12 protein-coding genes, 1 tRNA gene, 1 pseudogene and 1 riboswitch are annotated in these 17864 nt (G+C 69.9%); of the genes and pseudogenes, 12 read left to right on the top strand and 2 right to left on the bottom strand.

What is annotated here, in order from left to right; genetic code table 11:
* From HA630_RS23800 to metH, 11 genes and pseudogenes are all read left to right on the top strand, one after another.
* A pseudogene (locus HA630_RS23800) lies at positions 1 to 1173 on the top strand (DNA-directed RNA polymerase subunit beta'); the annotation flags it as partial.
* Between the two features lie 170 nt (positions 1174 to 1343).
* Complete coding sequence (locus HA630_RS17980) at positions 1344 to 1937, top strand: LemA family protein (protein WP_166836483.1); 594 nt, start codon at positions 1344 to 1346, stop codon at positions 1935 to 1937.
* 10 nt (positions 1938 to 1947) lie between these two features.
* A complete protein-coding gene (locus HA630_RS17975; protein WP_166836481.1) occupies positions 1948 to 2988 on the top strand; it encodes a M48 family metalloprotease in 1041 nt (346 codons plus the stop codon).
* Positions 2989 to 4317, top strand: coding sequence for a 16S rRNA (cytosine(967)-C(5))-methyltransferase RsmB (rsmB, locus tag HA630_RS17970; RefSeq protein ID WP_166836479.1), 1329 nt, complete (start codon positions 2989 to 2991; stop codon positions 4315 to 4317). It abuts the gene before it with no gap.
* Positions 4318 to 4360: 43 nt separating this feature from the next.
* Positions 4361 to 4963: a DUF4390 domain-containing protein gene (locus HA630_RS17965; RefSeq protein ID WP_166836477.1), complete on the top strand. Its 603-nt coding sequence runs from the start codon at positions 4361 to 4363 to the stop codon at positions 4961 to 4963.
* A 17-nt stretch (positions 4964 to 4980) separates the two neighbouring features.
* The gene (locus tag HA630_RS17960) at positions 4981 to 7227 is read left to right on the top strand and encodes an ATP-binding protein (protein WP_243855510.1); all 2247 of its coding nucleotides are present in this window, start codon (positions 4981 to 4983) and stop codon (positions 7225 to 7227) included.
* A 28-nt stretch (positions 7228 to 7255) separates the two neighbouring features.
* Positions 7256 to 7948, top strand: a complete 693-nt coding sequence (locus tag HA630_RS17955) for a response regulator (protein ID WP_166836474.1) — start codon at positions 7256 to 7258, stop codon at positions 7946 to 7948.
* Positions 7949 to 7973: 25 nt separating this feature from the next.
* Positions 7974 to 8049, top strand: a tRNA-Phe gene (locus tag HA630_RS17950).
* 119 nt (positions 8050 to 8168) lie between these two features.
* Entirely contained in the window at positions 8169 to 9263 is a 1095-nt protein-coding gene (ychF, locus tag HA630_RS17945; protein WP_166836472.1) for a redox-regulated ATPase YchF, read from the top strand.
* Positions 9264 to 9330: 67 nt separating this feature from the next.
* Positions 9331 to 10068: a gamma-glutamyl-gamma-aminobutyrate hydrolase family protein gene (locus HA630_RS17940; protein WP_243855509.1), complete on the top strand. Its 738-nt coding sequence runs from the start codon at positions 9331 to 9333 to the stop codon at positions 10066 to 10068.
* Positions 10069 to 10076: 8 nt separating this feature from the next.
* Positions 10077 to 10171: riboswitch (S-adenosyl-L-homocysteine riboswitch) on the top strand.
* 46 nt (positions 10172 to 10217) lie between these two features.
* Positions 10218 to 12968: a methionine synthase gene (gene metH, locus HA630_RS17935; RefSeq protein ID WP_371809283.1), complete on the top strand. Its 2751-nt coding sequence runs from the start codon at positions 10218 to 10220 to the stop codon at positions 12966 to 12968.
* A gap of 90 nt (positions 12969 to 13058) precedes the next feature.
* On the opposite strand, the gene HA630_RS17930 is transcribed toward metH, so the two are convergent.
* Together HA630_RS17930 and HA630_RS17925 are read right to left on the bottom strand one after the other, a co-directional pair.
* Positions 13059 to 15560, bottom strand: coding sequence for a GspE/PulE family protein (locus HA630_RS17930; RefSeq protein ID WP_243855508.1), 2502 nt, complete (start codon positions 15558 to 15560; stop codon positions 13059 to 13061).
* 69 nt (positions 15561 to 15629) lie between these two features.
* On the bottom strand, positions 15630 to 17150 hold the full coding sequence (locus HA630_RS17925) for a YifB family Mg chelatase-like AAA ATPase (protein WP_166836469.1): 1521 nt from the start codon (positions 17148 to 17150) through the stop codon (positions 15630 to 15632).
* Positions 17151 to 17425: 275 nt separating this feature from the next.
* Here HA630_RS17925 and glnK point away from each other — a divergent pair, with 275 nt between their 5' ends.
* Positions 17426 to 17764 (top strand): P-II family nitrogen regulator, encoded by a 339-nt coding sequence (gene glnK, locus HA630_RS17920; RefSeq protein ID WP_166836467.1) that lies wholly within the window; start codon positions 17426 to 17428, stop codon positions 17762 to 17764.
* The last annotated feature ends 100 nt before the right edge of the window (positions 17765 to 17864 follow it).

Here is a 17864-nt window from a genome sequence, read left to right as displayed (position 1 = left end):
GGCACCATCCTGGCCAACTGGGACCCGCTGACCCGCCCCATCATCACCGAATTCGCCGGTGTGGCGAAGTTCGAGAACGTGGAAGAGGGCCTGACGGTGGCCAAGCAGGTGGACGACGTGACCGGCCTGAGCACCCTGGTGGTGATCGACCCGAAACGCCGCGGCTCGGCCAAGGTGGTGCGTCCGCAGGTCAAGCTGATCGACGCCCAGGGCCACGAAGTGAAGATCCCGGGCACCGACCACTCGGTGACCATCGGCTTCCAGGTGGGCGCGCTGATCCAGGTGCGCGACGGCCAAGACGTGGGCCCCGGCGAAGTGCTGGCCCGCATCCCGGTCGAAGGCCAGAAGACCCGCGACATCACCGGCGGTCTGCCGCGCGTGGCCGAGCTGTTCGAAGCCCGCAGCCCGAAAGACAAGGGCATGCTGGCCGAGATCACCGGCACCGTGTCCTTCGGCAAGGAGACCAAAGGCAAGGTGCGTCTGCAGATCACCGACCCGGACGGCAAGGTGTGGGACGAGCTCGTGCCCAAGGAAAAGAACATCCTGGTGCACGAAGGCCAGGTGGTCAACAAGGGCGAGAGCATTGTGGACGGCCCGGCCGACCCGCAGGACATCCTGCGCCTGCTGGGCATGGAAGAGCTGGCCCGCTACATCGTGGACGAAGTGCAGGACGTGTACCGACTCCAGGGTGTGAAGATCAACGACAAGCACATCGAAGTGATCGTGCGCCAGATGCTGCGTCGCGTGGTGGTGGAAAACGCCGGCGACTCCAGCTACATCAACGGCGAGCAGGTGGAGCGTTCCGAGATCCTCAACACCAACGACGCGCTGCGCGCCGACGGCAAGACCCCGGCGACCTACAGCAACGTGTTGCTGGGCATCACCAAGGCGTCCCTGTCGACCGATTCGTTCATCTCCGCGGCCTCCTTCCAGGAAACCACCCGTGTGCTGACCGAAGCGGCCATCATGGGCAAGCGCGACGAACTGCGTGGCCTGAAGGAAAACGTGATCGTGGGTCGCCTGATCCCGGCCGGCACCGGCATGGCCTTCCACGACGCCCGCCGTGCCAAGGAGCAGATGGACGAGGAAGAGCGCCGCGCGATTGCCGACGCGGACGCCGCGTCGCTGGCGGCCGACCAGGCCGAGGCCAACGACGCCCAGGCGGCCGAGTAAGCCCTGGCGACCGTGTCCGGTGGCGCCCGCCAGGGCGTGACCGGACCGGGCCACCGACCCCGAACCGCTGCCGCGGCTCGGGGTTTTTTCATGGGCGCTCGGTTACAGTTGCGGCACAGGCTTCGGGCGGGTGGCGGGTGCCGCCGCGCTGTCGGGGCGCAGGAGCGGGCATGGCGGTGGTCAATGGGGTGATTCTGGTGCTGTTGGCGCTGGGGGTGTTCTGGGCGGTGGGCGCCTACAACCGGCTGATGCGGTTGAAGAACCAGGTGGCCAACGCCTTTGGCCAGATCGACGTGCAGCTCAAGCGGCGCTACGACCTGATTCCGAACCTGGTGGAGGTGGCGCGCAGCTACCTGGCGCACGAGGCGCAGACCCTGGAGGCGGTGATCGCGGCGCGCAACCAGGCCCGCAGCGCCGAGCAGGGCGCCGCGGCGCAGCCGCTGAATGCCGGGGCGCTGGGCGCGCTGGCCGGGGCCGAGCAGCTGCTGGGCGGTGCCCTGGGGCGCCTGTTCGCCGTGGTTGAAAACTACCCCGACCTGAAGGCCGATGCCCGCCTGCGCGACCTGCACGAGGAGCTGACGCACACCGAAAACCGCGTCGGCTTTGCGCGCCAGGCCTACAACGACTTTGTGCTGGAGTACAACGACGCGGCGCTGCACTTTCCCACCGTGGTGGTGGCGCGGCTGCTGGGCTTCACCCCGCTGGAGATGCTGGCGGCCACCGCCAGCGAGGCCGAGCGCCAGGCGCCCAAGGTCCAGCTCTGATTCCCCGGCGATGCGGTTTTTCCAATTCCAGCGCGACGCGCGCGGCCAGACCCGGCGCCTGCTGGTCTGGTTTGCGCTGATGGTGGCGCTGCTGGTGCTGGCCGTCAACGCGGTGCTGGCGCTGGCCTGGTGGTTGACCGTGGGCGGGGGGCTGGGCTACCCGCGCCACTTTTTTGCGGTCAACACCGGGCTGACGCTGCTGTTCGTGCTGGGGGGCTGGTGGGTCGAAACCTCGCAACTGGCCGGTGGCGGCGTGCGGCTGGCCGAACGGCTGGGCGCACGGGCGGCGCGGCCTTCGGGCAGTGGCGACGAACAGCGCCTGGTGCACGTGGTGCACGAACTGGCCATTGCCGCGGGCATGCGCCCGCCGCAGCCCATGGTGCTGGCGCGGGAGGCGGCCATCAACGCCTTCGCCACCGGCTGGGACGCCGAGGACGCGGCCGTCGCCGTGACCCAGGGGGCGCTGGAGCACCTGACGCGCGAAGAACTGCAGGGCGTGGTGGCGCACGAACTGAGCCACATTCGGGAGGGCGACACCCGCCTGAACATGCGCCTGGCCGGCATGGTGTTCGGGCTGGAGATGATCCATCGGCTGGGCCAGTCCCTGGCCGCGCCCAACGAGCGGGGACAGCGCCACGTGGGTTTTCTGCTGGGGCTGGCGCTGATGGGCGTGGGCTGGTTGGGCTGGTTGGCCGGCCACGCGCTGCAGGCCGCCGTGTCGCGCCAGCGCGAATTCCTGGCCGACGCGCGCGCCGTGCAGTGGACCCGCAACCGTGACGGCATGGGCCGCGCCCTGCGCAAAGTGGTGGGGCAGGGCACCGCCGCGCCCGACCGGCTGCAGCAGCCCACGGTGCAGCACATGCTGCTGGTGTCGGGCGAATCGGGCCGCGTCGCCCGCTGGTTCGACGCCCACCCCCCGCTGGCCCAGCGCATCGAGCGGATTTACGGCGGCCGCATGCCCGCGCTGCGCCCCAGCGACGGGCGCGAGTCCGCCACCCCCCAGCCTTTTGCCGACACCCAACCGCTGGCCCTGGGCCAGCCCCTGTCCTGAATGAACGCCACCCCCGCCTTGTCCGAACAGCTGGCCGCGGCCGCCCAGGTGCTGCACGCGGTGCAGCAGGGCCGCTCCCTGACCGAGGCCATGCCCCGCGTCCCGGCCGCGTTGCGGCCCGGCGTGCAGGCGCTGGTTTACCACGGCTTGCGCCACTGGGGTGAAGCCCGGGTCTGGACCGGGCTGCTGGCCGACCGCCCGCCCCCCGCCGAAGTGGCGGCCCTGCTGGGATTGGCCCTGACCCTGTTGGCCCCCGACGACCCCGAGGCGCTGCGCTACGCCCCGCACACCGTGGTGGACCAGGCGGTGCAGGCCTGCGAGCGCCTGCGCGGCGCGGCCGGTGGGTTCGTCAACGCCTGTTTGCGCCGCTTTCTGCGCGAGGGCGACGCCCTGCGGGCTCGCGCCCACGAGGACGCCGAGGCGCGCTGGAACCACCCGTTCTGGTGGGTCAAGCAACTGCGCCGCGACCACCCCGCGCACTGGCAGGCCCTGCTGCAGGCCAACCAGCGGGCGGCGCCCATGCTGTTGCGCGTCAACCGGCGCCGGCGTGCCCGCGACGCGTACCTGAACGACCTGCAGGCCGCCGGCCACCCGGGCCAGCCGCTCGGGCCGGACGGGGTGGTGTTGCAGCGGGCGGTGGCCGTCGAACGCCTGCCGGGCTGGGCGGAGGGCTGGGTGTCCGTGCAGGACGGGGCCGCCCAGCTGGCCGCCCCGCTGTTGCTGGGCGCGGCGGCGCTGGCGCCTGGCGCGCGCGTGCTGGACGCCTGTGCCGCCCCGGGCGGCAAAACCGCGCACCTCCTCGAAGCCGCCGACCTTGACGTCTGGGCGCTGGACGTGGACGCGGCCCGTGCCCAGCGCATCCGCGACAACCTGGACCGCCTGGGCCTGCGCGCCCGGGTGCTCGCGGCCGACGCCGCGGAGCCCGACCGCTGGTGGGACGGCGAGCCCTTTGACGCCATCCTACTGGACGCGCCTTGCACCGCGTCGGGCATCGTGCGGCGCCACCCGGACGTGCGCTGGCTGCGCCGCCCGGGCGACATCCCCCAGCTGGCGGCCCAGCAAAAGCGCCTGCTGGAGGCGCTCTGGCCCACCCTGCGCCCGGGCGGGCACCTGCTGTACTGCACCTGCTCGGTGTTCCGTGCCGAGGGCGCACAGCAGATGGACGCCTTCGCCCAGCGCCACCCCGAGGCGCAGCGCCTGCCGGCGCCCGGCCACCTGCTGCCCGGCACCGGCTGGGCCGCGGCCACGGGCCAGCCGGCCATGCACGACAATGCCGACGGTGGACTGGATGGTTTTTACTATGCGCTTTGGCACAAGGCCCCGGCCTGAGGCCGGGCGCCAGCGCGCGCCCGGTGCCGGCTGGAGGTGCCGCGTGCGGACCTGGGCGCTGCAACTGGCCTGCGCCTGGCTGGCGTGCGGTCTGCCCGCCTGGGCCGGCAGCGAGCCCGCTTTCCGGCTGGAACGTGCCGAGGACGGGCTCTACCTGACCGCGCGCGTCGCCCTGGCGCTGCAGCCCGGCTTGGAGGACGTGCTGCAGCGCGGGGTGCCGGTGCACTTCGTCTGGCAGGCCGAGTTGCGCCGCCCCCGCTGGTACTGGGCCGACCAGCGCCTGGGCACGGCCACGCGGGTCGCCCGTGTGGTCTACCAGCCCCTGACGCGGCGCTGGCGGGTCAGCGTGGGCAGTGGCCCGGTGGTCGAGGCCGGTCTGGGCAGCGCCCTGCACCAGAACCTGGAGCGCCTGGACGAAGCCCTGGCCGCCGTCAGCCGCGTCACCCGCTGGCGCGTGGCCGACGCGGCCCAACTGTCTGACGCGGGCCAGGAGCGGCTGGACGTGCAGTTCCGTCTGGACACCGGCCTGCTGCCGCGGCCCTTCCTGCTGGGCACGGCCGGCCCGGGCCCCGACGCCCCGGTGCACCGTCAGACCCTGACCGTGCCCGCCGCCGACCCGACCGGCCCCCGCGCCGCCACCGAATGAACGGCAGCGGCTTGTCCATGAGCGCGTCCGGCCGCCGCTGGCTGCTGGGCCTGGGGCTGGTCTTCATGGGCGGCATGGCGCTGGTGCTGTTCTTCCTGCTGGCGCTGGCCACCGACCACCGCACCTTCCAGGGCGAGGACTATGCCAGCCTGCTGTGGCTGAACGTGGCCGTGGCCACGGTCCTGGGGTTGGTGCTGCTCTGGCTGGCGGCGCGGCTGGTCCTGCGGCTGCGGCGCCGCCGCTTCGGCAGTTTTCTGCTGCTCAAGCTCACGGCCATTTTCGGGCTGGTGGGCCTGCTGCCCGGTCTGTTGATCTACACCGTGTCCTACCAGTTCGTGTCGCGCTCCATCGAAACCTGGTTCGACGTGCGCGTGGAAAGCGCCCTGGCCGCCGGCCTGAGCCTGGGGCGGACCACGCTGGAGACGCTGAGCAGCGACATAGCCGGCAAGACCCGCGCCGCCGCCAGCGCGCTGGGCGGCGTGTCCGACGCCCAGGCGGTGCTGGCGCTGGAACGGGTGCGCGAGCAACTGCTGGTGGCCGACGCCATCCTCTGGAGCAGCAGCGGCCAGGCCTTGGCCAGCGCCGGTGAATCGCGCTTTCGCCTGTCGCCGCACCGCCCGTCGGCGGCCCTGATGCGGCAGGTACGCAGCGAACGCGCCGTGGCCACGCTGGAGGGGTTGGAGGACCTGGAAGCCCTGCAGGACCCGCGCGAACTGCTGCAGCTGCCGGCGGCGGCGCTGCCGCGGGTGCGGGTGCTGGCGCTGGTGGCGCCGGCCAGTTTCGGTTTTGGCAGCGACGTGCGGTTTCTGGAGGTGGTCGCGCCGGTGCCGGCCGCGCTGGTGGCCGACGCGCTGGCGGTGCAGGTGGCCAACCGCGAATACCAGGAGCGCGCCCTGGCGCGCGGCGGGCTGCGCAGCATGTACATCGGCACGCTCACGTTGGCGCTGTTCCTGTCGGTGTTCGGGGCGGTGCTGCTGGCGGTGCTGCTGGGCAACCAGCTGGTGCGTCCCCTGCTGGTGCTGGCCGAGGGCATGCGCGACGTCGCCCGGGGCGACCTGACGCCCAAGGCCTCGCTGCCCGCCCGCGATGAACTCGCCGGGCTGACCCGCACCTTTGCCCACATGACGCAGGAACTGGCCGATGCGCGCCAGGCCGTGCAGCACAGCATGGGCCAGGTCGACGCGGCCCGGGCCAGCCTGCAGACCCTGCTGGACAACCTGACCGCCGGGGTGGTGGTGCTCGACACCGAACAGCGCGTGCTCAGCGCCAACCCGGGCGCCACCCGCGTCTTGCGCGCGCCCCTGGCCGCCCACCTGGGCCAGCCCCTGGCGTCCCTGCCCGGTCTCGACGCTTTCGGCGCCTGGGTGCAGCAGCAGTTCGACCGCTTCCTGTCCGACCAGACGCACCAGGAAGGCGGCCACTGGCAGCAGTCCTTCGAGCTGCACGGCCCCGAGGCCGAGCACGCCGAAGCCGGCCGCGGCGTCACCCTGATCGCGCGGGGCGCCCTGCTGCCCAACGGCGGGTTGCTGCTGGTGTTCGACGACGTGTCCGACATCATCTCGGCCCAGCGCGCCCAGGCCTGGGGCGAGGTGGCGCGCCGCTTGGCCCACGAGATCAAGAACCCGCTCACCCCCATCCAGCTCTCGGCCGAACGGCTGGCCATGAAGCTGGAGCCCAAATTGGTGGGCCCCGAGTTGGCGGTGCTGCACAAATCGGTCAAGACCATCGTGGACCAGGTCGATGCGATGAAGCGGCTGGTCAACGAATTCCGCGACTACGCCCGACTGCCGGCGGCGCAACTGCAGCCGGTGCAGCTCAACGCCCTGGTGGGCGACATCGTTGGGCTGTACGACGCCGCCGAGGTGCCGCTGCGGCTGGAGCTGGACCCCGCCTGCCCCGAGGTGCTGGCCGACCCACAACAGGTGCGCCAGGTGGTGCACAACCTGGTGCAGAACGCCCAGGACGCCACCCCGCCCGGGGCCGGGCCGGTGTTGCTGCGCACCCGCCCGTCCGACAGCGGGCGCTGGGTGCGCCTGCAGGTGCTGGACCACGGCCCCGGCTTTGCCGAGCCCATCCTCAAGCGCGCCTTCGAGCCCTACGTCACCACCAAGGCCAAGGGCACCGGGCTCGGGCTGGCGGTGGTCAAGAAAATCATGGACGAGCACGGCGGCCGGGTCGAGATCGCCCAGCGCCTCGACGGCGGCGAGGTGCGCGGCGCGAAAGTCTCGCTATCATTCAGGGTTGCAAATATGCAACATCATTGAGCTCTGCACAAAAGGCACGACGCACACCATGGCAAACATACTGGTGGTGGATGACGAACTGGGCATCCGGGACCTGTTGTTCGAAATCCTGAACGACGAGGGACACGCGGTGGAGGTGGCCGAAAACGCCGCCCGCGCGCGCGAACTGCGCGCCAACGGCCACCCCGACCTGGTGCTGCTGGACATCTGGATGCCCGACACCGACGGCGTGACCCTGCTCAAGGAGTGGTCGAGCAGCGGCCTGCTGACCATGCCGGTCATCATGATGAGCGGGCACGCCACCATCGACACCGCGGTGGAGGCGACCCGCATCGGCGCCATGGCCTTCCTGGAAAAACCCATCACCCTGCAAAAACTGCTGCAGGCGGTGGAAAAGGGCCTGAACAAGGCGGCCGCCAAACCGGTGCCGCCCAAGCCGGCCGGGCTGGCGCCGCCCGCCTCGGCCGAGGGGCCGAGCCCCCTCGGCCTGCCCCCGTTGCCCGACGCCCCGGCCGGTGCCGCGCCAGTGACGGAGCCGTCGGTGCAGCCCTTCGACCTGGACGTGCCGCTGCGCGAGGCGCGCGACGCCTTTGAAAAGGCCTACTTTGAATTCCACCTGGCCAAGGAGCAGGGCTCCATGACCCGCGTGGCCGAGAAGACCGGGCTGGAGCGCACCCACCTCTACCGCAAGCTGAAACAGCTCGGCGTGGATCTTTCTCGCTCCAAGCGTTCCGGGGCCTGAAAACCTGTGTTATAGTAACGGTCTTGGCCCGGTAGCTCAGTTGGTAGAGCAGCGGATTGAAAATCCGCGTGTCGATGGTTCGATTCCGTCCCAGGCCACCAAACAGTTCTTGTTCCAACCCGGTTGGGCAGGCAACCCCGAAAAAGCGACCGTGCCTGCGGTCGCTTTTTTTTTGCCCGGTGTGATGGCCGTTCATCAGGCCGGTACGTAAGGAAATTCCATGTCTCTCAAGTGCGGCATCGTCGGCCTGCCCAACGTCGGCAAATCCACCCTGTTCAACGCCCTGACCAAGGCCGGCATCGCGGCCGAGAACTACCCCTTCTGCACCATCGAGCCCAACGTGGGCGTGGTCGAGGTGCCGGACCCGCGCCTGCAGCAGCTGGCCGCCATCATCCAGCCCGAGCGCATCGTGCCGGCGATTGTGGAGTTCGTGGACATCGCCGGTCTGGTGGCCGGGGCCAGCCAGGGCGAGGGCTTGGGCAACCAGTTCCTGGCCCACATCCGCGAAACCGATGCCATCGTCAACGTGGTGCGCTGTTTTGAAGACGACAACGTCATCCACGTGGCCAACAAGGTGGACCCGATCGCGGACATCGAGGTGATCCAGACCGAGCTGTGCCTGGCCGACCTGGGCACGGTGGAAAAAAGCCTGCAGCGCTACACCAAGGCCGCCAAGAGCGGCAACGACAAGGAAGCGGCCAAGCTGGTGCAGGTGCTGACCAAGGTGCAGGCGGTGCTGGACCAGGGCAAGCCGGTGCGCACGCTGGAGCTGGGCGACGAAGAGCGCGCCATCCTGAAGCCGTTGTGCCTGATCACCGCCAAGCCGGCCATGTTTGTGGGCAACGTCAGCGAAGACGGTTTCGAGAACAACCCCTTCCTGGACCGCCTGCGCGAATACGCCGACCAGCAAAACGCCCCGGTGGTGGCCATCTGCGCCAAGATCGAGGCCGAACTGAGCGAAATGGACGACGCCGACCGGCTGGAGTTCTTGAAGGAGTTGGGCCAGGACGAACCCGGCCTGAACCGCCTGATCCGCGCCGGCTTCAAGCTGTTGGGCCTGCAAACCTATTTCACCGCCGGCGTGAAAGAGGTGCGCGCCTGGACCATCCACATCGGCGACACCGCGCCGCAGGCGGCGGGCGTCATCCACGGCGACTTCGAGCGCGGCTTCATCCGCGCCCAGACCATCGGTTTTGACGACTACATCGCCTACCAGGGCGAGCAGGGCGCCAAGGACGCGGGCAAGATGCGCGCCGAGGGCAAGGACTACGTCGTCAAAGACGGCGACGTGATGAACTTCCTGTTCAACGTCTGACTCCCACGGGCAACCCTGACTGCTGGAGTTGCCTGTGTTTGGTCGTCGCCGCCCGGTTCACATCGGTTTGTCCGCCCGCATTGCCCACCCGGAGCGGGGCGGGGTGGGGCTGCAGACCAAAACCCTGCAGGTGCTGGAGCAGTCGGTGGCGCAGTGGGCGGCCTCGCGCGACACGCTGGTGCTGATGGTGCCGTCGGTGCTGCAGGACGGGGCGCTGCTGCGCAGCAACATCCGCATCCGCGACTACGCGGAGTACCTGGACGGCCTGATTTTGCAGGGCGGTGCCGACGTGAGCCCGCGCGCCTACGGCGAGGAGCCGCTCAAGCCCGAGTGGAGCGGTGACCCGGTGCGCGACGCCTATGAACTGGAGCTGGTGCACGAGTTCATGGAGGCGGGCAAGCCCATCCTGGGCATCTGCCGCGGCATGCAGCTGATCAACGTGGCCCTGGGTGGCAGCCTGTACCAGGACCTGCCGACCCAGTGCCCCGACTCGCACGGCCATGAAACCCCGGCCTACGACCGCAATGCGCACGCGGTCACCTTCACCCCTGGGGGCCAGTTCGCCCAGTGGTTCGGCGGGGTGGCCGGCGGGCAGGTGGCGTCCATCCACCACCAGGCGGTGCAGCGCCTGGGCAAGGACGTGGTGGTCGAGGCGACCGCCCACGACGGCGTGGTCGAGGCCATCCGCTGGCAGGGGCGCAGCTTCGTGTGCGGGGTGCAGTGGCACCCGGAATTCCACCACCTCAACGGCGACCTGCTGGACTGCCATCCGCTGCTGGACGCGTTTCTGGCCGCTGCCCGATAAAATAGCGGCTTGCCAAGGAGCGCTGCAACCGCGCGTCCCCCGCCCGCCGGTGGGGCGCGCCGTCAGGCTTGGCCCCTTCCCGTCCCAACCGCGCTCACCTGACGACTGCTTTGCAGGTGAGTGCCGTGCCCCCTACCGCCCCCCACACCGTGAACCCTGACCACCCGGACCGCGCCGCCGCCCCGTCTTCCGTGCCCCCCATGCTGTTGTCCGGCCTGGAGCTGCTGGCCATCGATGAGCACAGCCTGTTCGTCAACATCGGCGAGCGCACCAACGTCACCGGCTCCAAGGCGTTCGCGCGCATGATCTTGAACGGCCAGTACGAGGAAGCCCTGGCCGTGGCGCGCCAGCAGGTGGAAAACGGTGCGCAGATCGTGGACGTGAACATGGACGAGGCCATGCTCGACAGCCAGGCCGCCATGGTGCGTTTCCTCAACCTCATGGCCGGCGAGCCCGACATCGCCCGCGTGCCGGTGATGATCGATTCGTCCAAGTGGAGCGTGATCGAGGCCGGGCTGAAGTGCGTGCAGGGCAAGAGCGTGGTCAATTCCATCTCGATGAAAGAGGGAGTGGAGGAGTTCAAGCGTCAGGCCCGGTTGATCCGGCGCTACGGCGCCGCCACCGTGGTGATGGCTTTTGACGAGCAGGGCCAGGCCGACACCTACGAGCGCAAAATCGAGATCTGCGAGCGGGCCTACCGCATCCTGGTGGACGAGGTGGGCTTCCCGTGCGAAGACATCATCTTCGACCCGAACATCTTCGCCATCGCCACCGGCATCGAGGAACACAACAACTACGCGGTGGACTTCATCAACGCCACCCGCTGGATCAAGCAGCACCTGCCGGGCGCCAAGGTGAGCGGCGGCGTGTCCAACGTGTCGTTCAGCTTCCGCGGCAACGAGCCGGTGCGCGAGGCCATCCACACCGTGTTTCTGTACCACGCCATCCAGGCGGGCATGGACATGGGCATCGTCAACGCCGGCATGGTCGGCGTGTACGACGACCTGGACCCCGAACTGCGCGAGCGCGTGGAAGACGTGGTGCTGAACCGCCGGCCGGACGCAACCGAGCGCCTGCTGGAGATCGCCGAAACCGTCAAAGGCGCGGCCAAGGACGATTCCGCCAAGTACGCCTGGCGCGCGCTGCCGGTGCGCGAGCGCCTGAAGCACGCGCTGGTGCACGGCCAGAACGAGTTCATCACTGAAGACACCGAGGAGATGTGGCAGGCCTTGCGCGCCGACGGCGGCCGCCCGCTGCACGTGATCGAAGGCCCGCTGATGGACGGCATGAACGTGGTGGGCGACCTGTTCGGCCAGGGCAAGATGTTCCTGCCGCAGGTGGTGAAGAGCGCCCGCGTGATGAAGCAGGCCGTGGCCCACCTGGTGCCCTACATCGAGGAAGAAAAGCGCCAGTTGGAAGCCGCCGGGGGCGACGTCAAGAGCAAGGGCAAAATCGTGATCGCCACCGTCAAGGGCGACGTGCACGACATCGGCAAGAACATCGTGACGGTGGTCTTGCAGTGCAACAACTTCGACGTGGTGAACATGGGCGTGATGGTGCCGTGCCACGAAATTCTGGCCAAGGCCAAAGAGGTGGGCGCTGACATCGTGGGTCTGTCTGGCCTGATCACCCCCAGCTTGGAGGAGATGCAGTACGTCGCGTCTGAGATGGAAAAAGACCCGTACTTCCGCGAGCGCGGCATTCCGTTGCTCATCGGCGGCGCCACCTGCAGCCGCGTGCACACGGCGGTGAAAATTGCGCCGAACTACAGCGGCCCGGTGGTCTACGTGCCCGACGCCTCGCGCAGCGTGGGCGTGGCGCAGAACCTGCTGGGGGAGGCCAAGCCCGCGTTCCTGGCCGAACTGACCGCCGACTACGACCAGGTGCGCACCCAGCACGCCAACAAGAAGCAGACGCCGCTGTGGCCGCTGGCCAAGGCACGCGCCAACAAAACCCCGTTGGACTGGGACGCCTACACCCCGGTAGCGCCCAAGTTCCTGGGCCGGCGCGTGTTCAAGAACTTCGACCTGGGTGAACTGGCCGCTTACATCGACTGGGGCCCGTTCTTCCAGACCTGGGATTTGGCCGGCCCGTACCCCGCCATTTTGGACGACGAGGTGGTGGGCGAGCAGGCCCGCAAGGTGTTGGCCGATGCCCAGGCCATGCTGAAAAAGATCGTGGACGGCCGCTGGCTGACCGCCAACGCGGTGGTGGGGCTGTACCCCGCCCACACGGTGAACGACGACGACATTGCGCTCTACACCGACGAGTCCCGCACCCAGGTGGCGCTGACCTGGCACGGCCTGCGCCAGCAGACCGAGAAGCAGGAAATCGATGGCGTGATGCGCCCCAGCCGCTGCCTGGCGGACTTTGTGGCGCCGCAGGCCACGGGCGTGGCCGACCACGTGGGCCTGTTCGCGGTGACGGCGGGCATCGGCGCTGACAAGCGCGCCGCCGCCTTCGAGGCCGCGCAGGACGACTACAACGCCATTCTGCTCAAGGCCCTGGCCGACCGACTGGCCGAGGCCTTTGCCGAATGCCTGCACCAGCGCGTGCGCACCGACCTGTGGGGCTACGCGCCACACGAAGACCTGGGCAACGACGAGCTGATTGCTGAAAAGTACCAGGGGATTCGCCCCGCGCCCGGCTATCCCGCTTGCCCCGACCACTCTGTCAAGCGCGCCATGTTCGACCTGCTGCAGTGCAGCGAGATCGGCATGGGTCTGACCGAGAGCCTGGCCATGACCCCGGCGGCCAGCGTGAGCGGGTTCTACATCGCCCACCCGGCCGCGACCTATTTCAACGTCGGCAAGATCGGCCACGACCAGCTGGCCGACATGGCCCGCCGCCGCGGGCTGCCCGAAGCCGAGCTGGAACGCCTGCTGGCGCCCAACCTCTGAACCGGCCGGGCCGCGTCTGACGGCCGGGGCCCGCCACGCACCGCACGCCGACCGGGTGCCGCAACCCGCGGTCCGGCCGGGTGGTGGCGGTCAGTGGCTGCAGTGGGCCCGCACCTCGTCGATGGTGGTCAGGCCCTGCAGCACCTTGAGGATGCCGTCCTGCCGCAGTGTGCGGAAATGGCCGGTGGCCATCGCGCTCTGCTGCAGCGCGTCGGACGGGGCTTTGGTCTGGATCAACCGGCGCAGGGTCGGGTCCACCGCCAGCCACTCGTGCACGCCGGCGCGGCCCTTGTAGCCCGACTGGTCGCAGGCCGGGCAGCCCGGCGCGTGGTGGCGCACCAGCTGGCCGCCCTGGCCGTGGCTGGCGATCCAGGCCGAGCGCAGGGCGTCGGCGTCGGGGCGCTGCGCGGCCGGGAAGCCGTGCAGGTAGTCCAGCAGCAGCTCCTCGGCCCAGGCGGCATCGGCCGGGGTGCTCTGCACACAGGCGCTGCACAGCCGCCGCACCAGGCGCTGGGCCAGCACGCCCAGCAGCGAGTCGGCGAAGTTGAACGGGTCCATGCCCATGTCCAGCAGGCGCACCACGGTTTCAGCCGCGCTGTTGGTGTGCAGGGTGGACAGCACCAGGTGCCCGGTCAGCGAGGCTTCGATCGCCACCTGCGCGGTCTCGGGGTCGCGGATTTCGCCGACCATGATCACGTCCGGGTCGGCCCGCAGGAAGGCGCGCAGGGCCTTGGCGAAGGTCCAGTCGATCTTGGGGTTGACCTGCACCTGGCGCAGGTCGGGGTTGCCGATCTCGATCGGGTCCTCGGCCGTCCAGATCTTGCGGTCCGGGGTGTTGATGTGCTGCAGGATGGAGTGCAGCGTGGTCGTCTTGCCCGAGCCGGTGGGGCCGACGCACAGCACCATGCCGTGCGGGCGCTCCACCGCTTCGCGCAAGGGACGCAGGTTGTCCGGGGTCAGGCCCAGCTGGTCCAGTGGCAGCGGTTTGGCCGAGGACAGCAGGCGCATCACCACGTCTTCGGCACCGTTGTGGGTGGGAATGGTGGCGACCCGCAGCTCCAGCCGGTGGTGCGGCGAGAACTTGGCGAAGTCGATCTTGCCGTCCTGCGGCTTGCGGCGCTCGGAGATGTCGAGCTCGCACATGATCTTGATGCGCCCGACCAGCGCCGCGCGGTAGGTGTGCGGCAGCTCCATGTAGGGCACCAGCCGGCCGTCCTTGCGCAGGCGGATGCGCACCTTGCGCTTGCTCGGGTGGGTCTCGATGTGGATGTCGGACGCCCCCTGGCTGTGCGCCTCGATGATGATGGTGTTGAGCAGCCGCACCAGCGAGTTGTCGGACTGTTCGATCTGACCCAGGGTGTCGGGCGACTCGTCGGCCATCTCCAGTTCCAGCGACTCCAGCAGCTTGTCGGAGGAGGTGGCGGGGGCTTCGGCGCCGGCCGGTGGGCTGGCCGGGCCGCCGTCCATGCCGAAGCGGGCGTAGGCCGCCGCGATGGCCTGGTTGTTCAGGGTGCCGCTGGCCAGCGCCGGCACCACCTTGGCCTGCAGGGTGAACTCCAGCTCGTCCACCATGCCGCGCCGCGACGGGTCTTCGGCCGCCACCACCAGCAGGCCGCTGCGCCACAGCAGCGGCACGACCTGGTGGCGCCTCGCCAGGTGCTGCGGCACGCGGCGCAGCGCCTCGGCGTCCAGGGGGAACTGGGCCAGGTCCACCACCGGGTAACCCATCTTGCGGGCCAGGGCCACGCGCAGGTCGGCGCGCGAGAGCTGGCCGCTCTGCACCAGCAGCTCGCCCAGCGGCACGCTGCGTTCAGACTTTTGCTTTTCCAGCGCGTCCTGCAACTGGCTGGGCGTGACCAGGCCGAGCGCGGTCAGCGCCTCGCCGATGCGCACCATGGGCATGCGCGACTGGGCGTCCAGCGCCTGCATCAGCTCTTCGGGTTTGACGATTTCCTGGATCACCAGGTAGTCGCCCAGCTTGCGGTTGCGCAGCGCTTCCTGGGTGCGCGCGGCCACCTCCACCTGTTCCGGCGTGACCGCCTGCTGCTCGACCAGCACCTGGCCAATGGCTTCGCCCAGCTGCAGCTGGGTGTAGGCCGCACGCGGCACGAACACGCGCTGCACCTCGTCCCATTCGTTGAGCGGCGTGAAGAGGAACAGGCCGCCGTCGTGCTCCAGGTGGCCCAGGGTTTCGCCGCGCACGGTTTGGCCGTCCTTGAGCGTCAGGCTGTAGGGCAGGCGGGGGCGGTACTCGAGCAGTTGCGAGTGGGCAAAGTCGGTCGTGTCGCTGGCGTCGGCCTGGGGCCGCAGTGGGGCGTCCAGGGTGATGCGGCGGAACATGTCGAAGCGCAGCGGCATGACCGCGCGCGACGGCGGCACCTGGATGTGGGCGGTGTGGGTGGCGGCGTCCAGCGCCACCAGCACGCAGGGCCGCACCTGGCCGTTGCTGCCTTCGACGCGGCAGGCCCAGCCCTCGGGCGGTGCCGGGGTTTCAGCGTAGCTGGGAAACGGGGGCGTGGGCCACGACAGCGGCGGCAGACCAGAACGGGTGTGGGCAAACGAACCGGAAAGCGGGGGCGCAGAGGTGTTCATGGGGGGCGGCGCCGGCACGGGGTGCCCGCGGGTCTGGACCAACGACGGAAGTACCTTTTTTATTATGCGTCACGCCCGCACCGGTCGGTACTGCAGGGCTTCGGCCATGTGCGGCACGTCGGTCTGGGGCTGTCCGGCCAGGTCGGCGATGGTGCGCGCCACCCGCAGCGCGCGGTGCATGGCGCGGCCCGACCAGCCCAGCCGGGTGGCGGCGTTGTGCAGCAGGGTCTGTGCTGCCGGGGTCAGGCCGACCAGGCGGTCCAGCGCGTCGCCCTGCAGCCGGTGGTTGGCGTGGCCCTGGCGCTGCAGGGCGCGCGCGCGGGCCGCCTGGACCCGGGCGCGCACCGCCGCGCTGGCTTCGCCCGGCGTGGCCGACAGCAGCGCTTCGGGCGGCAGCATGGGCACCTCGACGTGCAGGTCGATGCGGTCCATCAGCGGGCCACTGAGCTTGCCCTGGTAGCGGGCGATCTGGTCCGGGGTGCAGCGGCAGCGCTGGTGGCTGGCGCCCAGGTAGCCGCAGGGGCAGGGGTTCATGGCGCCCACCAGCTGGAAGCGGGCGGGGAAGTCGGTCTGGCGCGCCGCGCGCGAAATCCGGATCTGGCCGGTCTCCAGCGGCTCGCGCAGGGCTTCCAGGGCGGCCCGGGGGAATTCGGGCAGTTCGTCGAGGAACAGCACGCCGTGGTGCGCCAGCGAGATTTCGCCCGGTCGCGGTGGCGAGCCGCCGCCCACCAGGGCCACCGCGCTGGCGGTGTGGTGCGGCGCGCAGGTCGGGCGCTGGCCCCAGCGCGCCGGGTCGAAGCGGCCGGTCAGCGAGGCCACGGCCGCCGACTCCAGCGCCTCCACCTCGTCCATCTCGGGCAGCAGCCCGGCCAGACGCTGCGCCAGCATGGATTTGCCGGCGCCCGGTGGCCCGCTCAGCAGCAGGCTGTGCTGCCCGGCCGCGGCAATTTCCAGCGCCCGCCGCGCCGCGGCCTGGCCTTTGACGTCGGCCAGGTCTGGGCCGGTGCTGTGGCGCGCCGCCGGCGCCGCCTGGACCGCGCACCAGCCGTCGGGGTCGGGGGTCGCCTCGGCCGCGCCCAGGTGGTGCGCCACGTCGAGCAGGTGCCGGGCCCGGTAGACCCGCACCCCCGGTGCCAAGGCGGCTTCTTCGGCGCTGCCCGGGGGCAAGACCAGGGCGGTGGCGTCGGCCCCGCTGTGGCGCAGGGCCAGGGCCATGGGCAGGGCGCCGCGCACCGGGCGCAGTTCACCGCCCAGGGACAGTTCGCCGGCAAATTCGTGGCCCGCCAGGCGGCTGGGGTCGATCTGGCCGCTGGCGGCCAGGATGCCGACGGCGATCGGCAGGTCGAAACGGCCCGATTCCTTGGGCAGGTCGGCCGGCGCCAGGTTGACGGTGATGCGCTGCGACGAGGGCCATTCGAGCCCGGCGTTCTGGATCGCCGAGCGCACCCGCTCGCGGGCTTCTTTCACCTCGGTGTCGGCCAGCCCCACCAGCGTGAAGCTGGGCAGCCCGTTGGCCAGATGCACCTCCACGCACACCGGGTGCGCGTTCAGCCCCACCAAGGTGCGGCTTTGCACCAAACACAGTCCCATGTCGGCCTTCCTCCCTGTGGGCGCCGCCGCCGGGGCCTTTGCCGGCCCCTCGTTGAATTTGCACTAAAGTGGTGCATTGCGGCGGTGGCGCTGGAGAAAGTGTAACGAAAGCCCCGGCCGCGGCAAGCGCGGGGTTGGCACGCAATGTGCTTAGGGTCTTGCCGTGTCCGGTCGGCGTCCCACTTCAGTGGGCAAAGACCGGTTCCGACATCCGTTGCGGCAGCGCCCGGCGCCGTTCGCAGACACAGCAACCGAGGAATCCCGAAAGGCTGAACATGAAACTGGTCACTGCCATCATCAAACCTTTCAAGCTCGACGAGGTGCGCGAAGCGCTCTCGCTCATGGGCGTGCAAGGCATCACGGTCACCGAAGTCAAGGGCTTTGGTCGCCAGAAGGGGCACACGGAGCTTTACCGCGGCGCCGAGTACGTGGTCGATTTCCTGCCCAAGGTCAAGATCGAGGCCGCCGTGGCCGACGACCTGGTCGAGCGCGTGATCGAAGCCATCGAAGGCGCGGCCCGCACCGGCAAGATCGGCGACGGCAAGATCTTCGTCTTCCCGCTGGAGCAGGTGGTGCGCATCCGCACCGGCGAAACCGGCGCCGAAGCCCTTTGACCGATTCCATCCACCTTTCAAGAGCAACGAACATGAAAAAGTTCCTATTGAGCCTGTGCCTGGGGTTGGGCCTGACGTTTGGCGGTGTGGCTGCCATGGC

The organism is Aquabacterium sp. A08, assembly GCF_011742065.1.
This window is presented reverse-complemented; position numbering and strand designations above follow the sequence as displayed.

Coding starts and splice junctions, on each gene's coding strand:
- glnK (WP_166836467.1), top strand. CDS start 17,426: ATGAAACTGGTCACTGCCATCATCAAACCTTTCAAGCTCGACGAGGTG.
- rsmB (WP_166836479.1), top strand. CDS start 2,989: ATGAACGCCACCCCCGCCTTGTCCGAACAGCTGGCCGCGGCCGCCCAG.
- HA630_RS17930 (WP_243855508.1), bottom strand. CDS start 15,560: ATGAACACCTCTGCGCCCCCGCTTTCCGGTTCGTTTGCCCACACCCGT.
- ychF (WP_166836472.1), top strand. CDS start 8,169: ATGTCTCTCAAGTGCGGCATCGTCGGCCTGCCCAACGTCGGCAAATCC.
- HA630_RS17980 (WP_166836483.1), top strand. CDS start 1,344: ATGGCGGTGGTCAATGGGGTGATTCTGGTGCTGTTGGCGCTGGGGGTG.
- HA630_RS17975 (WP_166836481.1), top strand. CDS start 1,948: ATGCGGTTTTTCCAATTCCAGCGCGACGCGCGCGGCCAGACCCGGCGC.
- HA630_RS17960 (WP_243855510.1), top strand. CDS start 4,981: ATGAGCGCGTCCGGCCGCCGCTGGCTGCTGGGCCTGGGGCTGGTCTTC.
- HA630_RS17955 (WP_166836474.1), top strand. CDS start 7,256: ATGGCAAACATACTGGTGGTGGATGACGAACTGGGCATCCGGGACCTG.
- HA630_RS17925 (WP_166836469.1), bottom strand. CDS start 17,150: ATGGGACTGTGTTTGGTGCAAAGCCGCACCTTGGTGGGGCTGAACGCG.